This window comes from Streptomyces sp. NPDC045955, assembly GCF_056430805.1.
In genome coordinates, this window is sequence record NZ_JBWKKY010000025.1 from 64,410 (window position 1) to 87,403 (window position 22,994).

The following is a 22,994-nucleotide window of genomic DNA, read 5'->3' on the forward strand; positions in this document are numbered from 1 at the left end:
TCAGCCCAGGTAGCCCATGCGGTGGCTGACCTCGTCCGCGCCCTTGACCAGCACAGGGGCGAGCTCGTGGATCCGGTCCTCGGTGAGCCGGTACGCCGGTCCGGAGGCGCTCAGCGCCGCGATGACCTCGCCGTCCCTGTTGCGCACCGGGGCGGCCATGGCGTGCAGTCCCACTTCGAACTCCTCCAGGGTCCAGGAGTAGCCGCGTTCGAGTGCCTCGGCGAGGTTCTTCTCGAGCTTCGGCTTCGCGGTCAGGGTGCGGGGGGTCAGCTTCTTCAGGCCGGTCTCCGACAGCAGCGCGGCACGCTCCCTGGGCGGCATGTGGGCCAGCAGGATCTTGCCGCTGGAGGTGGCGTGCAACGGCGTCAGCTGGCCCACCCAGTTGAACGCCGTGACAGCGCCGGGACCGCGCACCTGGTACAGGTTGATCGCGTAGTGCTCCTGCATCACGGCGAGGTTCACGGTCTCACCGATCTCCTCGGCGAGACGCTCGCAGACCGGGCGGCTCTGCTGGGTGATGTCGATGCGGCCGGTGACCGCGCCGGCGAGCCGCACGAGGCCGAAGCCGAGGCGGTACTTGCCGCGCTCACCCGCCTGTTCCACCAGACCGCGCACCTCCAGGGCGCCGAGCAGCCGGAACGCGGTCGACTTGTGAACATCGATCTCGGCGGCCACCTCGCTGACTCCCGCCTCGCCGCGCCGGGCCAGGATCTCCAGCACGGTGATGGCGCGGTCGACGGACTGCACGCCACCGGTCGGCGCAGTTGTCGTTTCGGTATCTGCATGGTAGTTGCTCACAACGCAACTATACGGGCGTTAAACATAGCGGCCAGCGGTGCAGGTCAAGGCCTTGTGCAGACCTCGGAGAAGTTGCGCCGCTCGCAACCTGGTGCGCATAGCGGTACGAGTACTAGCATGCCGCGCATTCTCAACGGCGCGAGCGAGACGAGGCCCCATGGCTCCCTTGCAGTACGACTTCGTCATCGTCGGTGGTGGGTCGGCCGGCAGTGCACTGGCCAACCGGCTCTCCGCGGACCCGGGCAACCAGGTGCTGGTCCTGGAGGCGGGCCGGCCCGACTACCCCTGGGACGTCTTCATCCACATGCCCGCGGCACTGACCTACCCGATCGGCAGCCGGTTCTACGACTGGAAATACGAGTCCGAACCGGAGCCCCACATGGGCGGCCGGCGCGTCTACCACGCGCGAGGAAAGGTGCTGGGCGGTTCCAGCAGCATCAACGGCATGATCTTCCAGCGCGGCAACCCCATGGACTACGAGCGCTGGGCGGCCGACCCGGGCATGGAGACCTGGGACTACGCGCACTGCCTGCCGTACTTCCGGCGGATGGAGAACTGTCTCGCCGCGGACCCGGACGACGAGTTCCGCGGTCATGACGGCCCTCTCGTCCTGGAGCGCGGCCCGGGGGCCGGCCCGCTCTTCGAGGCCTTCCTGAAGGCCACCGAGGAAGCGGGCCACGCTCCCACCGACGATGTGAACGGCTATCGGCAGGAAGGTTTCGCCCGGTTCGACCGCAACGTCCACCGCGGCCGCCGCCTCTCGGCCTCCAAGGCCTACCTCAAACCCGTACGCAAGCGCCCCAACCTCACGATCAGGACGCGCACTCTGGTCACCCGCGTCCTCTTCGAAGGCAAGAAGGCCGTCGGTGTCGAGTACCGGCGGGGCCGTGGCAGACCCCAGCGGGTGCGTGCCCGCGAAATCATCCTGTGCGGAGGGGCGATCAACTCCCCGCAACTGCTGCAGCTGTCCGGTGTCGGCAACGCCGGGGAACTGCGCGCCCTCGGCATCGACGTCGTACACGATCTGCCGGGCGTCGGTGAGAACCTCCAGGACCACCTGGAGGTGTACATCCAGTACGCCTGCAAGCAGCCGGTCTCGATGCAGCCGTACCTCGCGAAGTGGCGCGCCCCCTTCATCGGGCTCCAGTGGCTCTTCCGCACGGGCCCCGCCGCCACCAACCACTTCGAAGCGGGCGGCTTCGTCCGCAGCAACGAGGACGTGGCCTACCCCAACCTGATGTTCCACTTCCTGCCCGTCGCGGTCCGCTACGACGGCTCCGTGCCCGCCGGCGGGCACGGATATCAGGTGCACGTCGGGCCCATGTACTCCGACGCCGTCGGCTCGGTGAAGATCAAGAGCAAGGACCCGGCCGAGCACCCCGCACTGCGCTTCAACTACCTGTCCACCGAGCAGGACCGCCGCGAGTGGGTCGAGGCCGTCAGGGTCGCCCGCGAGCTGCTCAACCAGCCCGCGATGGCTCCCTACAACGCCGGGGAGATCTCGCCCGGGCCGTCCGTCGAGACCGACGAGGAGATCCTCGCCTGGGTCGCCAAGGACGGTGAGACCGCGCTGCATCCGTCATGTACCTGCAAGATGGGTATCGACGAGATGGCCGTCGTGGACCCGGCGAGCATGCGGGTGCACGGAGTGGAGGGGCTGCGTGTCGTCGACGCATCGGTGATGCCGTACATTACCAACGGCAACATCTACGCACCGGTGATGATGATCGCGGAAAAGGCGGCCGACCTCATCCTCGGGAAGGATCCGCTGCCCCCGTCCGCCGCCGCCTATCACCGGCACCGCCCCCTGCCGTAACCAGCGCTTTTCGGACAGCCGACCGGCCCGGAGGCAAGGCGTTCCGGGCCTGCCGGTGCTGCGTTCTCGTGGCTGTCTCCTTGGCTAAACCGTCATCGTCAACCCCTTGACGTGGGTTGCCGCCTTCTCCAGAGTGTTCCACCACAAGCAATTCGATGCACGATGCGCAACGCGACTCGCTCGAAGGGCCCTCGACGTGGCAGACCTGTACGTGGACGGAAAATGGCTGGATCCCGTGGCCGGCGGCCACCGGGACATCCGCTGCCCCGCCGACGGCTCGCTCTCCGTGACGGTGTCCGAAGGCACCCGCCCCGACGCCGAGGCGGCCATCGCCGCGGCCCGCCGGGCCTTCGACGACGGACCCTGGCCGCGCACCCCCGAGCGCGAGCGCGGCGCCCTCCTCCTGCGCACCGCCGACCTCCTCGAACGCGACGCCGACGCGTTCGCCCGCGCCGAATCGCTGGACACCGGCAAACGGTTCGTGGAGAGCGAGTACGACATCGCCGACGTCGTCTCCTGCTTCCGCTACTACGGAGGGCTCGGCGGTACCGACGCGGGCCGGGTGATCGACACCGGCCGCGACGACGCCGTCAGCCGCGTCGAGTACGGGCCGATCGGTGTTTGCGCACTGATCACCCCCTGGAACTACCCGCTGCTCCAGGCGAGTTGGAAGGTCGCGCCCGCTCTCCTCGCGGGCAACACGATCGTCCTCAAGCCCAGTGAGCTCACCCCGTCGACGTCCGTCCTGCTGATGAAGGCGCTGGCGGAGGCCGGGCTCCCGGCCGGTGCCGCCAACCTCGTCCTGGGGGCCGGTCCCGAGGTGGGCGCACCCCTCGCCGAGGACCCGGCCGTCGACCTGATCTCCTTCACCGGCGGCCTGGACACCGGCAGGCGCATCATGGCCACCGCCGCCGCGACCGTGAAGAAGGTCGCGCTGGAACTCGGCGGCAAGAATCCCAATGTCGTCTTCGCCGACGCCGACTTCGAGACGGCCGTGGACTTCGCGCTCACGGCCGTCTTCCTGCATTCGGGCCAGGTCTGCTCGGCCGGCGCCCGGCTGATCGTCGAGGACTCGCTGCACGACCGGTTCGTCGACGAGGTGGTCCGCCGCGCCCGCCGGATCCGGCTCGGCGGCCCCTTCGACCCGAAGGCCGAGACCGGCCCGCTGATCTCCGCCCAGCACCTGGCGAAGGTCGAGGCGTACGTCGCGGCCGGCCTCGCCGAGGGCGCCGTCCTGCGCTGCGGTGGCGAACGCCCCGACGACCCGGCCCTCGCCGACGGCCACTACTACCCGCCCACCGTGCTCGACGAGTGCGGTCAGGACATGCGGGTGGTGCACGAGGAGTCCTTCGGACCCGTGCTCACCGTGGAGCGCTTCACCGACGAGGACGACGCCGTACGCATCGCCAACGACACCGAGTACGGACTCGCCGGCGCCGTCTGGACGCAGGACGCCGGGAAGGCCCAGCGGGTCGCCCGCCGGCTGCGCCACGGCACGGTGTGGATCAACGACTACCACCCCTATGTGCCGCAGGCGGAGTGGGGCGGGTTCGGGCACTCCGGCGTGGGCCGGGAGCTGGGCCCGACCGGCCTGGCCGAGTACCGGGAGCCCAAACACATCTGGCAGAACATCCAACCCAGGCCGCAGCACTGGTTCCGCGGCTGAACGCCGAAAGAGGTCGAACATGACCCCAGCAACGACCGAGGTGCCGCAGCGGCGCGGCACATCCCAGGACGCGGCAGGCACGCCGGTCATCTCCGTACGCGCGATGTGGAAGGTGTTCGGACCGAAGGCGGACCAGGTACCGGGCTCCGAGGAACTGCGCGGGCTCACCCGCCGCGAACTGATGGACCGCACCGGATGCACCGCCGCCGTGCGCGACGTGAGCTTCGACGTCGCGCCGGGCGAGGTGTTCGTCGTCATGGGCCTGTCCGGTTCCGGCAAGTCCACCCTGGCGCGCTGTCTGACCCGGCTCATAGAACCCACCGACGGGGAGATCCTCTTCGAGGGCGAGAACATCCGCGACGCGGACGCTGGCCGCTTGCGCGAACTGCGCCGGAGCAAGTTCTCCATGGTCTTCCAGCACTTCGGGCTGCTGCCGCACCGACGCGTCGTCGACAACGTGGCGTTCGGGCTGGAGATCCGCGGCATGAGCCGGGCCCAGCGCACCAAGCGGGCCATGGAGGTCGTCGAACTCGTCGGCCTCTCCGGGTACGAGAACTCCTACCCCGACCAGCTCTCCGGCGGTATGCAGCAGCGCGTCGGCCTCGCCCGCGCACTGGCCGGCGATCCGGACGTGCTCCTGTTCGACGAGCCGTTCTCGGCGCTCGACCCGCTGATCCGCCGTGACATGCAGAACGAGGTCATCCGTCTGCACCACGAGGTCGGCAAGACGATGGTGTTCATCACCCACGACCTGTCCGAGGCGCTGAAGCTGGGCGACCGCATCCTCATCATGCGCGACGGCAGAACGGTCCAGTGCGGCACCGGCGACGAACTGGTCGGCGCCCCCGCCGACGACTACGTACGCGACTTCGTCAGGGACGTGCCCCGCGGTGACGTCCTGACCCTGCGGTGGATCATGCGCCCGGCGGAGCCCGACGACCCCCTGGACGGCCCCGAGCTCGGCCCGGACGTCGTGGTGAAGGAGGCCACGCGTGCGGTGCTCGCCGCCGAGAAGCCGGTCAAGGTCGTCGAGGACGGCAAGCTGCTCGGCATCGTCGGCGACGAGGAGATCCTCGCGGTGGTCGCCGGGCAGGAAGGCGACGCCTGATGACCGTCGCGATGGAGAAACCGGAGAAGACCGGGGCCGTGGAGCCACCCGCTCCCGCCCGGCCCGTGCGTACGGTCAACCGGGCCGTGGTGGTGGCCGCGCTCCTGCTCCTGTGGCTGGTGCTCTTCGCCGTGCTGCGCGGCAAGCAGACCCTGTCCCTCGCGGCCGCCGACCTGACCGACCTGCACCGGTGGTTCAACGACGTCAACGACTCGATCGGCGCCGACCGCAACTCCAACCCCCTCTTCCTCTACTTCTTCAACGAGATCCGCCTGGTCATCGACACCCTGGTGACCTTCGTCCAGGAGCTGATCTCCCAGCCGTCCGCGGACCGCCCGGTTCCGCAGATCGGCTGGCTCGGCGTCGTCGGCATCGCCGGCTATGTCTCCTGGGCGGTGGGCAACTGGCGGGTGGCGCTGCTGGCCGTGGCCGGCTTCACCTTCCTCGGCCTGCAAGGGCTCTGGCAGGAGAGCATGGACACGCTGGCGCTGACCCTCTCCGCGGTCTTCGTGGCGCTGCTGTTCGCCATTCCCCTGGGCGTGTGGGCCGGGCTGTCGGAACGGTTCCACCGGATCGTCACGCCGTTCCTGGACTTCATGCAGACGATGCCGACCTTCGTCTATCTGGCGCCGCTGACCCTGTTCTTCCTGATCGGTCCCGCCTCGGCCACGATCGCCACCGCCATCTACGCGGCGCCACCGGCGATCCGCATCACCGCGCACGCCATCCGCTCCGTCCCTCGGACCACGGTCGAGGCGGCGGACTCGATGGGCGCGACGCGGCGGCAGGCGCTGCTCAAGGTCCTGCTGCCGATGTCCAAGCGGACCGTGGTGATGGGCGTCAACCAGACCATCATGGCCGCCCTGGCCATGGTGACCATCGCGGCCCTGATCGACGCGCCCGGCCTCGGCAAGACCGTCGTCCAGGCCCTGCAGTCGCTGGACGTCGGCACGGCCTTCAACGCCGGTCTGGCCATCGTCGTCATGGCCATCGTGCTGGACCGGGTCACCACCGCGGCGAGCGCACGGGCGGAGACGGCGCGGGGCTCGGACAGCCCCTTCCTCAAGTGGCGGCGGCAGCTGCTCGCGGCAGGCGCGGTGGCGGCGGTCGTGCTGGCGTACCTGTCGCACACGTATGTTTGGGCGGCCGAGTTCCCCGGCGACGGCGGCATCGGCAGCAGCATCGCCAAGACGGCGGCCGATGTGACCACCTGGGCACAGGACAACCTGTCGGGCCTGACCAACGCCTTCCGCGACACCCTCACCAACGGCCTGCTCAATCCGTTCCAGACCGTGCTCACCGACTCCCCGTGGTGGCTCGTCGGCGCCTTCCTCGTCGCCATCGGCACGGTGCTCGGCGGGTGGCGCGCCGGTGTCACCACGACCGTGTGCGTGGGCCTGCTCGTCGGTACCGGCGTCTGGTCGGACGGCATGACGACGCTGGCGTCCACCGCGGTGGCGACGGTGCTGGTGATGCTGCTCGGCGTCGTCCTCGGCGTGTGGATGGGACGCAGCGCGCTCGTGGACCGGCTGCTGCGGCCCACCCTGGACGCGGCCCAGGTCATGCCGCCGTTCGTCTATCTCGTGCCGTTCCTCGCGCTGTTCGGCGCGACACGGTTCACGGCCATCGTCGCCGCCGTCGTCTACGCGGCACCGGTCGCCATCAAGATCATCGCGGACGGGGTGCGGGCCGTGCCCGAGACCACCGTCGAGGCGGCGACCTCCACCGGGTGCAACACCTGGCAGATCATCACCAAGGTCCAACTGCCCATGTCGCGGGGCGCCCTGACCCTCGCGACCAACCAAGGCCTGATCTACGTCCTGTCGATGGTCGTGGTGGGCGGTCTGGTGGGCGCGGGTGCCCTCGGCTACGACGTCGTGGCCGGGTTCTCACAGGGCCAGCTGTACGGCAAGGGACTCGCGGCAGGGCTCGCCATCGTCCTGCTCGGAGTCATGTTCGACCGGATCACTCAGGCAGCGGCTCGCCGCGCCGGCGCATAAGGAGCACCACACCATGGCACGACACTTCAGAGCCGGCGCTGCCGGCCTGGCCGTCCTCGGCCTCACCCTCACGGCCTGCTCAGGCGCGAAGGTCGGCGACGACAGCGCGGGCGGCTCGGGCAGCTCGGGCAAGTGCGGCACCTTCAACCTCGCGATCAACCCCTGGGTGGGCTACGAGGCGAACGCCGCGGTCCTGGCCTACGTCGCCGAGCACGACCTCGGCTGCAAGGTCGAGCAGAAGGACCTGAAGGAGGAGATCGCCTGGCAGGGCTTCGGGACGGGCGAGGTCGACGCCGTCGTCGAGAACTGGGGCCACGACGATCTGAAGAAGAAGTACATCACCCAGCAGAAGACCGCCGTCGACGCGGGCCCGACCGGCAACGAGGGCCTCATCGGCTGGTACGTGCCGCCGTGGCTGGCCAAGGCGCACCCGGACATCTTGGACTGGAAGAACCTGAACAAGTACGCGTCGAAGTTCAAGACCTCGGAGTCGGGCGGCAAGGGGCAGCTCCTCGACGGCGACCCCTCGTACGTCACCAACGACGAGGCGCTGGTGAAGAACCTCAAACTGGACTTCAAGGTGGTGTACGCGGGCAGCGAGACCGCGCTCATCCAGGCGTACCGCAACGCCGAGAAGAACAAGGAATGGGTGATCGGCTACTTCTACGAGCCGCAGTGGTTCCTGTCCGAGGTGCCGCTCAAGAAGGTCAGCCTGCCCGAGTACAAGACGGGTTGCGACGCCGACGCCGAGAAGGTCGCCTGCGACTACCCGGTGTACAAACTGGACAAGATCGTCAGCGCCAAGTTCGCCAAGTCGGGCAGCCCGGCCTATGACCTGGTGAAGAAGTTCAACTGGACGAACGACGACCAGAACACCGTGGCCAAGTACATCGCGGTGGACAAGATGGCGCCCGAGGCCGCGGCGAAGAAGTGGGTCGAGGCCAACCGCGGCAAGGTCGACGCCTGGATCAAGTAGGGCGCACGACTGTCTGTGTGAACCCCGCCGGAAAGGCCCGGCAGGCTGTGTCTCCAGCCTGCCGGGCCTCTTCGTTTTCTGGTGATTCCTCCCTGTCGCTTCCGGGGTTTTTCCGGCGTCGCGGACCCCTTGACACGCCTGTCCACGGCGGGCACATTGAGTTGCGCAACCTGAACTCTGTTGCGCACACAGCAACTGCATCGCTTTCAACGTCGGAGGTGCGGCGATGGCGGGACCCCGGGTGGTCATCATCGGAGCGGGCGTCGTGGGGGCAGCGCTCGCCGATGAGATCTCCGCGCGAGGCTGGACCAATGTGACCGTCGTCGATCAGGGCCCGCTGCCCGCCACCGGGGGATCGTCGTCCCACGCCCCGGGCCTGGTCTTCCAGACCAACCCCTCCAAGACCATGACCGAGATGGCCCGCTACACCGTCGAGAAGTTCTGCTCGCTCGACGTCGACGGTGAGTCCTGCTTCCTCCAGGTCGGCGGCCTGGAAGTGGCGACCAGCCCGGAGCGCGTCAGGGAACTCCAGCGGCGCCACGGCTGGCTCACCTCCTGGGGCATCGAGTCCCGGCTGCTGAGCACCGAGGAGTGCGTCGCACAGCACCCGCTCGTCAACCCGGACAAGGTCCTCGCCGGCCTCCATGTGCCCACGGACGGCCTCGCGAAGGCGGTCCCCGCCGTCGAGGCGCAGATCCGCCGGGCCACCGAGCGCGGCGTGCGCTTCCTCGCCCGCCACGAAGTCCTCGACGTACCAAGGGCCGACGGCGAGGTGACCGGCGTCCTCACCGACCAGGGCGAGATCCCCGCCGACATCGTCGTGTGCTGCGCCGGCATCTGGGGCCCGAGGATCGCCCGCATGGCCGGCATGAACCTCCCGCTCACGCCGCTCGCCCACCAGCTCGCCTGGACGGGCCCGGTACCGGCCCTGGCGGGCCAGACGCAGGAGGCCATCCGCCCGATCCTGCGCCACCAGGACGCCGACCTCTACTACCGCGACCGCTTCGACGGCCTGGGCATCGGCTACTACGGCCACCGCCCGATGCCGGTCTCCGCCGACGACATCCTCTCCGTGGGCGAGGCCGAGGACATGCCGTCCGTCCTGAAGTTCACCGAGGAGGACTTCGAGGAGGCCTGGAGCGAGACCCAGTCGCTGCTCCCCGCGACGAAGGACGCCAAGGTCGAGGAGGGCATCAACGGCCTGTTCTCCTTCACCACCGACGGCCTGCCGCTGCTCGGCGAATCCCCGGACGTCAAGGGCTTCTGGGTCGCCGAGGCCGTCTGGGTCACCCACTCCGCGGGCGTCGGACGGGCCATGGCCGAGTGGCTGGTCGACGGCCACTGCTCCTCGTTCGACCTGCACGAGTGCGACGTCAACCGCTTCGAGCCGCACCAGCTCTCGCCCGAGTACGTGCTGGCCCGCGACTGCCAGAACTTCGTCGAGGTCTACGACATCCTCCACCCCCTCCAGCCGTCGGGAGACCCGCGCCCGATCCGCACGAGCCCGTTCCACACCCGCCAGCAGGAGCTCGGCGCCTTCTTCCTGGAGGCCAACGGCTGGGAGCGCCCGCAGTGGTACGAGGCCAACGCCGGCCTGGTCGAAGGCCGTTCCATCCCGACCCCCAACGACTGGGCCGCGCGCTACTGGTCGCCCATCGTCGGCGCCGAGGCCCAGGTCACCCGCGAGACCGTCGCGATGTACGACATGACGGCCCTCAAGCGCCTGGAGGTGAGCGGCCCCGGTGCCGCCGCCTTCCTGGAGCGGCTGTGCACCGGCAAGGTCGCCAAGTCCGTCGGCTCGGTGACGTACACGCTGCTGCTCGACCACGACGGCGGCATCCGCAGCGACATCACCGTCGCCCGGCTGGCCCCCGACCGCTTCCAGGTCGGCGCCAACGGCAACCTGGACCTCGACTGGTTCACGCGTCACCTCCCCGCCGACGGCACGGTCCAGGTCCGCGACATCACCCCCGGCACCTGCTGCATCGGCCTGTGGGGCCCGCTCGCCCGCGAGGTCCTGCAACCTCTGACGGACGCGGACTTCTCCAAGGACGGCCTCAAGTACTTCCGAGCCCAGCACGCCTACGTCGGCTCCGTCCCGGTGACGGCCATGCGCCTGTCGTACGTGGGAGAGCTCGGCTGGGAGCTGTACACCACGGCCGACCTGGGCCAGAAGCTGTGGGACACGCTGTGGCGTGCGGCCGAACCGCTCGGCGGCATCATCGCCGGCCGCGGCGCCTTCAACAGCCTGCGTCTGGAGAAGGGCTACCGCTCCTTCGGTACCGACATGACCTACGAGCACGACCCCTACGAGGCCGGAGTCGGGTTCGCCGTCAAGCTCGACAAGGACGACTTCATCGGCAAGGCGGCGCTGGAGCGGCGCAAGGCGGATGTGCGGCGCAAGCTCACATGTCTCACGATCGAGGACCCGAGGGCGGTCGTGATGGGCAAGGAGCCGGTGTACGACGGCGACTGTGCGGTCGGGTACGTCACGAGTGCGGCGTACGGCTACACGATCGGCAAGGGGATCGCCTACGCGTGGTTGCCGGCTGAGCTCGCCGTTCCGGGGACGGTGGTGCACATCGGCTACTTCGACCAGAGCGTCGAGGCGGTCGTCGCCGAAGAGCCGCTGTTCGATCCGGCGATGTCCCGTCTTCGCGGCTGAGTCTTCGGCGTTGGAAGGAACTCCAGGTGACCGCACAACTCCTTGACGGCAAGGCGACCGCCGCCGCAGTCCGTCTCGAACTTGCCGAGCGCGTGGGAAAGTTGACCGCGACCACCGGTCGGGCGCCGGGGCTCGGTACCGTGCTGGTCGGTGACGATCCCGGCAGTCGGGCCTACGTCGGTGGCAAGCACCGGGACTGCGCGCAGGTAGGCATCGCCTCCCTGAGGCGGGAGCTGCCCGCCGACGCCTCGCAGCAGCAGGTCGAGGAGACGATCGACGAGCTCAACGCCGACCCTGCCTGCACCGGCTACATCGTCCAGCTCCCGTTGCCGCGCCACCTCGACGCGGGCGCCGTACTGGAACGGATCGACCCCGCCAAGGACGCCGACGGACTGCACCCCGTCAATCTCGGCCGGCTCGTCCTCGGCGTCGAGGCCCCGCTGCCGTGCACCCCGCGCGGCATCGTCGAACTGCTCCGCCGCCACGACGTGCCGCTCGCGGGAGCACGGGTGTGCGTGATCGGCCGGGGCATCACCGTCGGACGGCCCATCGGGCTGCTGCTCACCCGCAGGTCCGAGAACGCCACCGTGACCCTGTGCCACACCGGTACCAAGGGCCTGGCCTGGCACGTACGCGAGGCGGACGTCGTCGTCGCGGCCGCCGGCTCGCCCGGACTGGTCACCAAGGACATGCTGCGTCCTGGAGCGGCCGTCCTGGACGTCGGCATCACCCGCACCGACCAGGGCCTGGTGGGTGACATCCACCCGGACGCCGCCCGGGTCGCCGGATGGCTGGCGCCGATGCCCGGGGGCGTGGGCCCCATGACCCGGGCCATGCTGCTCGCCAATGTCGTCGAGGCCGCCGAGAGGAACGCGAACCCCGTATGAACGCGCTGAACACCCCCCTGGCGGAGCTGGACCCCGAGGTCCACGCCGCGCTCCGCGCCGAACTCCACCGCCAGCAGTCCACCCTCGAGATGATCGCCTCCGAGAACTTCGCGCCCACCGCCGTGATGGAGGCACAGGGCTCGGTCGCGACCAACAAGTACGCCGAGGGCTACCCCGGCCGCCGCTACTACGGTGGCTGTGAACACGTCGACGTCACCGAGCGGCTGGCCATCGAGCGCGTCAAGTCCCTCTTCGGCGCGGGCTTCGCCAACGTGCAGCCGCACTCGGGCGCCCAGGCGAACACCGCCGTCTTCTTCGCCCTCCTCCAGCCCGGCGACACCATCCTCGGCCTCGACCTCGCGCACGGCGGGCACCTCACGCACGGCATGCGCATCAACTACAGCGGCAAGATGCTGAACGTCGTGCCGTACCACGTGTCCGAGGGGGACAACCTCGTCGACATGGACGAGGTCGAGCGCCTCGCCAAGGAACACCGCCCCAAGATGATCATCGCGGGCTGGTCGGCGTACCCGAGGCAGCTCGACTTCGCGGCCTTCCGCAGGATCGCCGACGAGGTGGGCGCCCTGCTCATGGTCGACATGGCGCACTTCGCGGGACTGGTCGCGGCGGGACTGCACCCCAACCCCGTACCGCACGCCCACGTCACGACCACCACGACCCACAAGACCCTCGGCGGCCCGCGCGGCGGCGTCATCCTCACCAACGAGGCCGACCTCGCCAAGAAGATCAACTCTGCGGTCTTCCCCGGGATGCAGGGCGGCCCCCTGGAGCACGTCATCGCCGCGAAGGCGGTGTCGTTCAAGGTCGCCGCGTCACCGGAGTTCGCCGAACGCCAGGCCCGCACACTCGCCGGCTCCCGCCTCCTCGCCGAACGCCTCACCCGGGCGGACGCGGCGGCGGCCGGGGTACGCGTCCTGACCGGAGGCACGGACGTCCACCTCGTCCTGGTCGACCTGCGCGACTCGGAACTCGACGGCCGGCAGGCCGAGGACCTGCTCCACGAGATCGGCATCACCGTCAACCGCAACGCCGTGCCTTTCGACCCGCGCCCGCCGATGGTGACCTCGGGCCTGCGCATCGGCACCCCGGCCCTGGCCACCCGCGGCTTCACCGAGGCGGACTTCGCGGAGGTCGCGGACGTGATCGCCCTCGCCCTCCAGCCGGAGCCCGACGTCGCCGCTCTGCGCGCCCGCACGCAGGCCCTGGCCGCCGAGCACCCGCTCTACCCCCACCTGTCCGAGGACGGAGACGCCCGATGAGCCCCCGCACCCCCGGCGCCGAGCTCCCCGAACACCCCGACTGGCTGTGGCGCAACCCCGAGCCGAAGCGCTCGTACGACGTCGTCGTCGTGGGCGGTGGCGGCCACGGCCTGGCCACCGCCCACTACCTGGCGAGGAACCACGGCATCACCAACGTCGCCGTGCTGGAGAAGGGCTGGCTGGCGGGCGGCAACATGGCCCGCAACACCACGATCATCCGCTCCAACTACCTCTGGGACGAGAGCGCCGGCATCTACGAACACGCGCTCAAGCTGTGGGAGGGGCTGGCCGAGGAGCTCGACTACCCGATCCTCTTCTCCCAACGTGGTGTGCTGAACCTCGCCCACAGCCTCCAGGACGTCCGTGACAGCGTGCGCCGCGTCGAGGCCAACCGCCTCAACGGTGTGGACGCCGAGTGGCTCGACGCGGACGGCGTCAAGGAGGTCTGCCCGATCGTCAACATCTCCCCGGACGTGCGCTATCCGGTCCTGGGCGCGACCTACCAGCCGCGCGCGGGCATCGCCAAGCACGACCACGTGGCGTGGGGCCTGGCCCGCTCCGCCGACGCCGCCGGGATCGACATCATCCAGAACTGCGAGGTCACCGGCCTCGACGTCGTCGGCAACCGGGTGGTGGGAGTCCACACCACCCGCGGCCCGATCGCGGCGGGCAAGGTCGCGCTCTGCTCGGCGGGCCACACCTCGGTCCTGGCGGCCATGGCGGGCATCGAACTCCCCGTCCAGAGCCACCCCTTGCAGGCCCTGGTGTCGGAGCTGCTGGAACCCGTCCACCCGACGGTCGTCATGTCCAACGCCGTCCACGTGTACGTCAGCCAGGCCCACAAGGGTGAGCTGGTCATGGGCGCGGGCATCGACGCGTACAACTCCTACACCCAGCGCGGCGCCTTCCACATCATCGAGGAGCAGATGTCGGCGGCCCTGGAGCTCTTCCCGGTATTCGCAAGGGCCCACGTCCTGCGTACCTGGGGCGGCATCGTCGACGTCAGCCCCGACGCCTCACCGATCATCGGCCTCAGCCCGGTCGACAACCTCTACCTCAACTGCGGCTGGGGAACCGGCGGTTTCAAGGCCACCCCCGGGGTCGGCTGGGTCTACGCCCACACCATCGCCCACGACACACCGCATCCGCTGAACGCCCCCTTCTCGCTCGACCGTTTCACCACCGGCGCGCTCGTCGACGAGCACGGCGCGGCCGCGGTGGCCCACTAGGACCATCAGGGAGCCGACCCATGCTGCTGATCCCCTGCCCGTGGTGCGGGCCCCGCGACGAGGCCGAGTTCCACTACGGCGGCCAGGCCCACGTGCCCTACCCGCGGGACCCGTCCTCCCTCACCGACGAGGAGTGGGCCCGCTACCTCTTCTTCCGTGACAACCCCAGGGGCCCCTTCGCCGAACGCTGGACCCACGCGGCGGGCTGCCGCCGCTGGTTCAACGCGGTGCGGGACACGTCCACGAACGAGATCCTGACGGTGTACCGGGCGGGGGAGGAGCGCCCGGAAACGGTGGAGTCGCGTCCGGCCACTTTCCAGCCGAGTCCGGCACCACCAGCCAGTCCGGCGCTTGAGGACGAGGCCGTTCAGGCCGAAGGGGGGTCCGGGACGGCAGCCCCGGTGGGGGCGCAGGGGGCGCAGCCCCCGCTGGGGTCCGGGCTTGGGGCGACGGCCCCGGTGGGGGTGCAGGGGGCGCAGCCCCCGCTGGGGTCTGGGGGCGTAGCCCCCAGCGGGGTCGAAGGGGCGGAGCCCCTGGAGGATGGGACGGGTAGGGGCGGCGGGGGCGAGGAAACCCAGCCGTTCCGCCACCCCACCCACGGCCGCATCCACCGCGACACCCCGATCACCTTCACCTTCGACGGCACCGCATACCAGGGCTACAAGGGCGACACCCTCGCCTCCGCCCTCCTCGCCAACGGCGTCATCCAGACCGGCACCAGCATCAAGCTGGGCCGCCCCCGCGGCATCTTCTCGGCCGGCGCCGAGGAACCCAACGCGGTCGTCCAGATCGAGGCCCCGTTCCCCGAGCCCATGCTCCCCGCCACCACCGTCGAGCTCTACGACGGCCTCGCCGCGACCGGCCTCCCCGGCCAGGGCCGCCTCGCCACCGCCCCGGACCCTTCCCGCTACGACGCCGTACACGCCCACTGCGACCTCCTGGTCGTCGGCGCGGGCCCGGCCGGCATCGCCGCGGCGGCAGCCGCCGCCGGCTCAGGTGCCCGCGTCATCCTCGCCGACGACCAGCCCGAACCGGGCGGCAGCCTCCTCGGCACCGGCGAACTCCTCGACTGGGTGGACGAGAACACGGCCCGACTCGACGCGGCACCCGACGTACGCGTACTGCGCCGCACCACCGTCTTCGGCTACTACGACGACAACCACCTCCTGGCCGTGGAGCGCCGCACGAACCACCTCGGCGCCGAGGCCCCGGAGCACGTCTCCCGCGAACGTGTCTGGCGCATCCGCGCCCGCCGGGTCGTCCTCGCCACCGGCGCGCACGAACGCTCGCTGGCCTTCTCGGACAACGACCGCCCCGGCGTGATGCTGGCCGCCTCGGCCCGCGCCTACGTCAACAAGTACGGGACCCTGCCCGGCCGCCACGCGGTCGTCTTCACCACCAACGACAGCGCTTACGCGGCGGCACTGGACCTCGCGGCGGCGGGCGTGACCGTCGAGGCCGTCGTCGACACCCGTCCCGAGCCGGGGGAGTGGGCCGAGCGGGCCCGCCAGGCCGGCATCGAGGTGCTGACGGGCCACGCCGTCACCGGCACGGAAGGCGCTCCCCGTCTCACGTCAGTGACCGTCGCCCCGTACGGAGAGACGAACGGAGAGACGACGGACCGACGGGAGTTCGCCGCCGACCTGCTCCTGGTCTCCGGCGGCTGGAACCCGGTCGCGCACCTGTTCAGCCAGGCGGGAGGCAAGCTCCGCCACGACGAGGAACTCGGCACCTTCGTTCCCGACACCTGCCGTCAGGCCGTCGAGGTCGCGGGCGGCGCGAGCGGCGTCTTCGATCTGGCCCGGGTCCTCGCCCAGGGAGCCGCCGCCGGTGCCCGAGCGCTGGAGGCCGAGGGCTACACCTGCCAGGCCCCGCGCCTGCCCCAGGTGGCCACGCCACCGCAGACGCCGCCCATGCGGGTCTTCACCGTCCCGGGCCGGGAAAACGCCCCGCGCTTCGTCGACCTGCAACGCGACGTCACCGTCGACGACCTGGCCCGGGCGACCGGAGCCGGCCTGCGCTCCGTGGAGCACACCAAGCGCTACACCACGGCCGGCACGGCGAACGACCAGGGCAAGACCTCCGGCGTCCTGGCCAGCGGCGTCGTCGCCGAACTGCTCGGCGTGGACATCTCCGCGCTCGGCACCACCACCTTCCGGCCGCCGTACACCCCCGTCTCCTTCGCTGCCCTCGCCGGCCGCGACCGCGGTGCCCTGCTCGACCCGATCCGCACCACCGCCCTGCACGAATGGCATGTCGCGCACGGCGCCCTGTTCGAGAACGTCGGCCAGTGGAAGCGGCCCTGGTACTACCCGCAGGACGGCGAGGACATGGAGACGGCCGTACTGCGCGAGTGTGCGGCCGCCCGCGAGGGCGTCGCCTTCATGGACGCCTCCACCCTCGGCAAGATCGACGTGCAGGGCCCGGACGCCGGCGTCTTCCTCGACCTGCTCTACACGAACATGATGAGCACCCTGAAGGTCGGCATGATCCGCTACGGCGTGATGTGCCGCCCGGACGGGATGGTCTTCGACGACGGCACGGTGATCCGCCTCGACCAGGACCGCTACCTGGTCACCACCACGACGGGCAACGCCGCCGCCGTGCTGGACTGGATGGAGGAGTGGCTCCAGACGGAGTGGCCCGACCTGCGCGTCCACTGCACGTCGGTGACCGAGCAGTGGGCCACCGTCGCCCTGGTCGGCCCGCGCTCCCGCGAGATCCTCGGCTCGCTCGCGCCCCGACTCGCCGTCGCAGCCGAGGACTTCCCGTTCATGGCGTGGCGCGAGACGACCGTCGCCGGCATCGACGCGCGCGTGTGCCGGATCAGCTTCTCCGGCGAGCTCGCCTATGAGATCAACGTGTCACCGTGGGAGGCCCTCGCCCTGTGGGAGGCGCTGTACGAGGCCGGCGCGCCGTACGGCATCACCCCGTACGGCACGGAGACCATGCACGTCCTGCGCGCGGAGAAGGGCTATCCGATCGTCGGCCAGGACACCGACGGCACGGTGACGCCGCAGGACCTCGGCATGAGCTGGGCGGTGTCCAAGAAGAAGAAGGACTTCCTCGGCAAGCGTTCCTTCGCCCGCGCGGACACCGCCCGCCCCGACCGCAAGCACCTGGTCGGGCTGCTTCCGGAGGACCCGGGCACGTTCCTCCCCGAAGGCACCCACCTGGTCGCAGGCAGTGTGCTGCCCGCGCCGCCCGTCCCGATGCTCGGTCACGTCACGTCCAGCTACCGCAGCGCGGCCCTCGGCCGGACCTTCGCCCTCGCGCTCGTCAAGGGCGGCCGGGACCGCATCGGTGAGCGTCTCTACGCCCCCGTGGGCGACCGGCTGGTCCCGGTGACCGTCGCGAGCCCCGTCCTCTACGACCCCGAGGGAGCCCGCCGCGATGGCTGACACCGCCGTTACCACCCCGCTCCGCAGCCCCCTGTCGCCTGCCGCCGGCCGGCTGGCCGCCGCGACCCGCGCCTCCGGGGGCGCGATCCGGCTGGCGGAACTGCCCTTCCTGACGCAGATCAATGTGCGTCTCGACCCCAAGGGAGCGGCGGCGGACGCCGTGGGGCTGGCGCTGGGGCTCCAACTCCCCGTCGAACCCGGCACCGTGGTCCGCGCCGGGAAACTGACCGCGCTGTGGCTCGGCCCCGACGAATGGCTCGTGGTGGGACCGCCGGGCGGTGGGCAGGACCTGGAGAGCCGGATCCGTGAGGCCGCGGGCGACGAGCCCGTGTCCGTCATCGATGTCTCGGCTCAGCGCACCACGCTCCTCGTCGCCGGCCCCCGGGCCCGCGACCTCCTGGCCCACGGCTGCTCGCTCGATCTTCACCCGCGGCTCTTCGGCCCGGGGCGCTGCGCCCAGACGAACCTGGCCCGCGCCCAGGTCGTCCTGGTCGCCCGTGACGAGCCCCGAGCCGGGTTCTGGGTGCTGGTCCGTTCGTCCTTCGCCGGCTACCTGACGGACTGGCTGCTGGACGCGGCCGTGGAGTGGACGGGCTGACGCGGGCAGCGTGCAGCGGCGGTCGGTGATCCGGACACCGGATCACCGACCGCCGATTGTCGTGAGGGTCTGTTCCGCGCCAGGGCTTGTTGTGAAAGTGGCCTCGTCGCCCGGAGGGCGGCCGCGCGGCGTCCGGTGCGTGCTCTGGGGGTCCCCCCGGCCGAAGGCTGGGGGAGTGCCGCCCGGAAGCCCTCGTACTGGGCGTACTCGGGCTTTCGGGCGGTGCGGCGAGTGGGGGGCACCTCCCACGCCCTCAAGGCAGTGGGGGAGCGTGCCGGGCGTCGCGCGGCAGAGGGCACTTTCGCAACAGGCCCTAGTCGTGAACCTCAGTCCGCATGGGCGAGCCGTTGGCCGAGCTCGTCCGCTCCCGCGACCAGCAGGGGCGCGAGTTCGTGCATCCGCTCCACGGTGAGCCGGAAGGCCGGCCCCGACGCGCTGAGGGCTGCGACGACCTGGCCGCCGTCCGAACGCACGGGGGCGGACAGGGCGTTGAGGCCCTCCTCGTATTCCTCCAGCGTGATGGCATAGCCCTGCTCACGGGCTTCGGACAGGTCCGCCTCCAGTTTCTTCCTGGAGGTCACCGTGCGCGGTGTCAGGCGGGGAAGTCCGGACTCGGCGAGGAGCGCGTCGCGTTCCTCGCGGGCGAGATGGGCCAGGAGGATCTTGCCGCTCGACGTGCAGTGCAGCGGCGTCAGCCGTCCCACCCAGTTCTGCGCGGCGATGGCCGACGAGCCGCGTACCTGGTAGAGGTTGATCGCGTGGTGGGCTTCGAGCACGGCGATGTTCATCGTCTCGCCCACGTCGTCGACGAGACGCTCACAGATCCCGCGCCCGTGTCTGGTGACGGCGATACGGCCCGTCACGGCGCCGGCCAGGCGCACGACGCCGAAGCCGAGACGGTACTTTCCCCGTTCGCTCTCCTGCTCGACCATCCCATGCGCTTCGAGCGCGCCGAGCAGACGGAAGGCGGTGGACTTGTGGACGTCGATCGCCGCGGCCACCTCACTCACGCCCGCCTCGCCGTGCTGGGCGAGGATCTCCAGCACGGCGACGGCACGGTCAACGGATTGCACTCCGCCACTGGGAGCGCCTGAGGTCTCAGCGCCGTGGTTGCTCATGGCGAAACCCTAGGTGAACTGGGCAATAGGTGTGAGGGGGTGGGAGTGATTTTCCTCAGGGGATTCCTCAACGGAAGACGACCGTACGGTTGCCGTTGACCATGACGCGGCTCTGAGTGTGCCATTCCACCGCCCGCGCCAGGACCTGCGCCTCGACGTCGCGCCCCAGGGCGACCATGCTGTCGGGCCCCTGCGAGTGGTTCACGCGGATGACGTCCTGCTCGATGATGGGGCCCTCGTCGAGGTCCGGGGTGACGTAGTGGGCCGTCGCTCCGACGAGCTTGACGCCGCGCTCGTACGCCTGGACATAGGGGCGGGCACCCTTGAAGCTCGGCAGGAACGAGTGGTGGATGTTGATCGCCCGCCCCTCGAGCTGCTTGCACAGGTCGTTCGACAGGATCTGCATGTAGCGGGCGAGGACCACCAGGTCGATGTCCAGCTCGTCGACGAGGTCCAGCAGCCGCGCCTCCGCCGCGGGCTTCGTCTCCCGGGTGACGGGCACGTGGTGGAAGGGGATCCCGTAGCTCTCGGCGAGCGGCTCGAAGTCGCGATGGTTGGAGACGATCGCCGGCACCTCGATGTTCAGCGCGCCGGCGCGCCAGCGGAAGAGCAGGTCGTTCAGGCAGTGCCCGAACTTCGACACCATGATCAGCGTGCGCGTCGGCGTCGACGCCTCGTACAGCTGCCAGGAGATGCGGTACGCCTCCGCCACCTGCGCGAAGCCGGATTTCAGGTCCTCCAGCGATGTGCCCGGGTCCGATACGTCGAAGTGCACCCGCATGAAGAAGCGGTCCTCAAGCCGGTCGTCGAACTGCTGGCTCTCCTGGATGTTCCCGGAGTACCGGACCAGGAAGCCGGTGACCGCGTGGACGAGGCCCGAGCGGTCGGGGCACGACAAGGTGAGGACGAACTCGCGGCCGGTGGTGGGTCGAGGAGACACGGAGCCCTCCCAGAGGGAAGTGCGTATTACGCAACGAGCTGATTGATACGCAACATGGTCCTTGCTGCGACGGCCTGCGGTCAAGGGCTTGACACCGCTCGGGCCGGACTGCACCGTGAGTTGCGTAGCAAGAAGCACGTTGCACATGAGGCAACCACTCGCCCGCCCCGAGGCGCTTCACTCCGAGGTGAACCATGACGACGACCGGCCTGCCGGAGAGCCTGATCGCGACCCTCCCCGGTGACCACTACACGGACCCGGAGATCTTCCGCCTGGAGCAGGAACACATCTTTGAATCCATGTGGTTCTGCGCGGCACGCGCGTCGGAGCTGGCGAAGCCGGGCGCCTTCCGGACCGTGGACGTCGGGCGCGAGAGCATCCTGCTGACCCGGTCGCGGGACGGCTCCGTCCGGGCCTTCTTCAACGTGTGCCGGCACCGGGGCGCGAAGCTGTGTACGCAGGAGTCCGGCGAAGTGAAGCGGGCCTTCCAGTGCCCGTACCACGCCTGGACGTACGACCTCAACGGCAAGCTGGTCGCGGCACCGAACCTGACGAAGATGCCGGACGTCGGCCGCACGGAGTACGGCCTGGCGAGCGTGGCGGTACGCGAGTGGCTCGGCTACGTGTGGGTGTGCCTGGCCGAGAACCCGCCCTCGTTCGAGCAGTCGGTGATCGCGGACGTGGTCGCCCGCCTGGGCGACCTGGAGTCCATCGAGCGGTACGGCGTCGAGAGCCTGGAGGTCGGCCGGCGGATCGTCTACGACGTCAAGGCCAACTGGAAGCTCATCATCGAGAACTTCATGGAGTGCTACCACTGCGCGACGATCCACCCCGAACTGACGGAGGTCCTCCCGGAGTTCGCCGACGGCTACGCGGCGCAGTTCTACGTGGGGCACGGCGCCGAGTTCGGAGCGGACGTCCAGGGCTTCACCGTGGACGGCTCGCAGGGTCTGGACCGCATCCCCACGGTCTCCGAGGAACAGGACCGCCGGTACTACGCGATCACGGTGCGCCCGCAGGTGTTCATCAACCTGGTCCCCGACCACGTGATCTTCCACCGGATGTTCCCGGTGTCGGTCGACCGCACGATCGTGGAGTGCGACTGGCTGTACCTGAAGGGCGTGGTGGACAGCGGCCGGGACGTCAGCCGGTCGGTCGAGCTGTTCGACCGCGTCAACCGGCAGGACTTCGACGCCTGTGAGCGCTGCCAGCCCGCGATGAGCTCGCGGCTGTACGCCAAGGGCGGCGTCCTGGTGCCCAGCGAGCACCACATCGGCGAGTTCCACGACTGGGTCCAGGACCGCCTCGGGACCCGCGCGAACCTCGCGACCGGCTGACAGCGGCCTTCGTCCGCCCCAATCCGATGTGACAGTTCGGCGCCCGGCCGGCGACTGAGTGACGCACCTCAGGCCGGCCCGGTCGTTAGAGTGGGACGCCCTACTCGACGCGTCGGAGCGGACCTTGGCGAACCTGTCCCACCTCGAGGAGATCTTCTCCGGCGACGGCACCAGGCCGATGCGATTGCCGCGCTGGCAGGCGGGCGGTTCACCGGCGAGCTTGGCGGTCACCTTGATCGCCGACTACACGTTTCCGGCCCGGGCCTGGCTGCCGGCGGCGGCCGTCGTCGCGTTGCTGGGGGAGTTCGACGTGGCCGCCGGAGCCGCCCGTACGACGATCAGCAGGCTGGCGCGTCGAGGCGTGCTGGAGGGCAGCCGGCAGGGGCGGTACAGCTCGTACCGGCTGACGCGTCAGGCCGCTGTCGATCTGTGGAGCGGCGGTGCCTCGATCGCCACGTTCACCACGCAGCCCGACTCATGGGACGGATGGTGGACGCTGGTCGCCTTCTCCGTCCCGGAACAGGAGAGCACCCGTCGGCGCGCGCTGCGCACCGCGCTGCGGTGGCGGGGGTTCGCGCCGCTGTACGACGCGGTCTGGGCGTCGCCGCACCCGCTCACCCCCAAGGGGCGTGCCGAACTGGCCGACTTGGCGCTGGGGGCGGTGAGCGTGTTCCGCGCGCGACAGGTGGATCTCGAGACGGAGGCCAACCGCAACCCGATCGAGGCATGGGACCTGCCCGGCATCGCCGAGCAGTACGAGATCTTCATCCGGCGGTGGAGCGGTCTGCGGCCTCACATCAGCGCCGGTGACGTCACCGGCGCCGCGGCGGTGCGCGCCCGCACCGAGGTGATGAACACCTACCGCCACTTCCCGGTGCTGGACCCTCTGCTGCCCATCGATCTGCTGCCGGCCGACTGGCCCCGGTCCCGGGCGCGGGACGTGTGCGTCGCGGTGTACGACGGTCTGGCCCACCCCGCCCAGGAACACGTCCGTTCGGTGGCGGCCCGGTCCGGGGACGGTCCGCGCCTCGACATCAGTGCCCACACGATCGCCGGCATGAGCGCTGGAATCGGTCACAGCCACGGCTGAACACCGTTCGTCTGTCTCTGAGTTCGGACGGATTGAGTCGCAGCGATTGACAGATGAGAGCCCGATGGTGACTCTTTCTGTTATT

General features: G+C 70.1%; 16 protein-coding genes. 13 read left to right on the forward strand and 3 right to left on the reverse strand.

The window, feature by feature from the left end:
* A complete protein-coding gene (locus AC07F0_RS34755; RefSeq protein ID WP_478983944.1) occupies positions 1–747 on the reverse strand; it encodes an IclR family transcriptional regulator in 747 nt (248 codons plus the stop codon).
* 208 nt (positions 748–955) lie between these two features.
* Here AC07F0_RS34755 and betA point away from each other — a divergent pair, with 208 nt between their 5' ends.
* The 11 genes from betA (at position 956) to AC07F0_RS34810 (ending at position 18,424) form a co-directional block, all read left to right on the forward strand.
* The gene (gene betA, locus AC07F0_RS34760) at positions 956–2,614 is read left to right on the forward strand and encodes a choline dehydrogenase (RefSeq protein WP_478983911.1); all 1,659 of its coding nucleotides are present in this window, start codon (positions 956–958) and stop codon (positions 2,612–2,614) included.
* A gap of 196 nt (positions 2,615–2,810) precedes the next feature.
* Positions 2,811–4,280: an aldehyde dehydrogenase family protein gene (locus AC07F0_RS34765; protein WP_478983912.1), complete on the forward strand. Its 1,470-nt coding sequence runs from the start codon at positions 2,811–2,813 to the stop codon at positions 4,278–4,280.
* Between the two features lie 19 nt (positions 4,281–4,299).
* On the forward strand, positions 4,300–5,388 hold the full coding sequence (locus AC07F0_RS34770) for a quaternary amine ABC transporter ATP-binding protein (protein ID WP_478983913.1): 1,089 nt from the start codon (positions 4,300–4,302) through the stop codon (positions 5,386–5,388).
* Positions 5,388–7,388, forward strand: coding sequence for an ABC transporter permease (locus AC07F0_RS34775; RefSeq protein ID WP_478983914.1), 2,001 nt, complete (start codon positions 5,388–5,390; stop codon positions 7,386–7,388). The genes AC07F0_RS34770 and AC07F0_RS34775 overlap by 1 nt, the downstream gene beginning before the upstream one ends.
* 13 nt (positions 7,389–7,401) lie before the next feature.
* Positions 7,402–8,364 carry an ABC transporter substrate-binding protein gene (locus AC07F0_RS34780; RefSeq protein WP_478983915.1) on the forward strand — a complete coding sequence of 321 codons (963 nt, stop codon included), beginning with the start codon at positions 7,402–7,404 and terminating at the stop codon, positions 8,362–8,364.
* A gap of 226 nt (positions 8,365–8,590) precedes the next feature.
* Complete coding sequence (locus AC07F0_RS34785; RefSeq protein ID WP_478983916.1) at positions 8,591–11,029, forward strand: GcvT family protein; 2,439 nt, start codon at positions 8,591–8,593, stop codon at positions 11,027–11,029.
* Positions 11,030–11,055: 26 nt separating this feature from the next.
* Positions 11,056–11,916 (forward strand): bifunctional methylenetetrahydrofolate dehydrogenase/methenyltetrahydrofolate cyclohydrolase, encoded by an 861-nt coding sequence (locus AC07F0_RS34790; RefSeq protein ID WP_478983917.1) that lies wholly within the window; start codon positions 11,056–11,058, stop codon positions 11,914–11,916.
* The gene (gene glyA / locus AC07F0_RS34795) at positions 11,913–13,196 is read left to right on the forward strand and encodes a serine hydroxymethyltransferase (protein ID WP_478983918.1); all 1,284 of its coding nucleotides are present in this window, start codon (positions 11,913–11,915) and stop codon (positions 13,194–13,196) included. Before AC07F0_RS34790 ends, glyA begins: the two co-directional genes overlap by 4 nt.
* Positions 13,193–14,425, forward strand: coding sequence for a sarcosine oxidase subunit beta family protein (locus AC07F0_RS34800; RefSeq protein ID WP_478983919.1), 1,233 nt, complete (start codon positions 13,193–13,195; stop codon positions 14,423–14,425). The genes glyA and AC07F0_RS34800 overlap by 4 nt, the downstream gene beginning before the upstream one ends.
* Before the next feature lie 20 nt (positions 14,426–14,445).
* Positions 14,446–17,826, forward strand: a complete 3,381-nt coding sequence (locus AC07F0_RS34805) for a sarcosine oxidase subunit alpha family protein (protein ID WP_478983920.1) — start codon at positions 14,446–14,448, stop codon at positions 17,824–17,826.
* A complete protein-coding gene (locus AC07F0_RS34810; protein WP_478983921.1) occupies positions 17,819–18,424 on the forward strand; it encodes a sarcosine oxidase subunit gamma in 606 nt (201 codons plus the stop codon). The genes AC07F0_RS34805 and AC07F0_RS34810 overlap by 8 nt, the downstream gene beginning before the upstream one ends.
* A 326-nt stretch (positions 18,425–18,750) precedes the next feature.
* Here AC07F0_RS34810 and AC07F0_RS34815 read toward each other — a convergent pair whose 3' ends face one another.
* Entirely contained in the window at positions 18,751–19,542 is a 792-nt protein-coding gene (locus tag AC07F0_RS34815; RefSeq protein ID WP_478983922.1) for an IclR family transcriptional regulator, read from the reverse strand.
* Positions 19,543–19,609: 67 nt separating this feature from the next.
* Positions 19,610–20,482 carry a formyltetrahydrofolate deformylase gene (gene purU / locus AC07F0_RS34820; protein ID WP_478983923.1) on the reverse strand — a complete coding sequence of 291 codons (873 nt, stop codon included), beginning with the start codon at positions 20,480–20,482 and terminating at the stop codon, positions 19,610–19,612.
* A gap of 194 nt (positions 20,483–20,676) precedes the next feature.
* Here purU and AC07F0_RS34825 point away from each other — a divergent pair, with 194 nt between their 5' ends.
* Entirely contained in the window at positions 20,677–21,819 is a 1,143-nt protein-coding gene (locus AC07F0_RS34825; RefSeq protein ID WP_478983924.1) for an aromatic ring-hydroxylating oxygenase subunit alpha, read from the forward strand.
* Positions 21,820–21,943: 124 nt separating this feature from the next.
* The gene (locus AC07F0_RS34830) at positions 21,944–22,909 is read left to right on the forward strand and encodes a PaaX family transcriptional regulator (RefSeq protein ID WP_478983925.1); all 966 of its coding nucleotides are present in this window, start codon (positions 21,944–21,946) and stop codon (positions 22,907–22,909) included.
* Positions 22,910–22,994 lie beyond the last annotated feature (85 nt).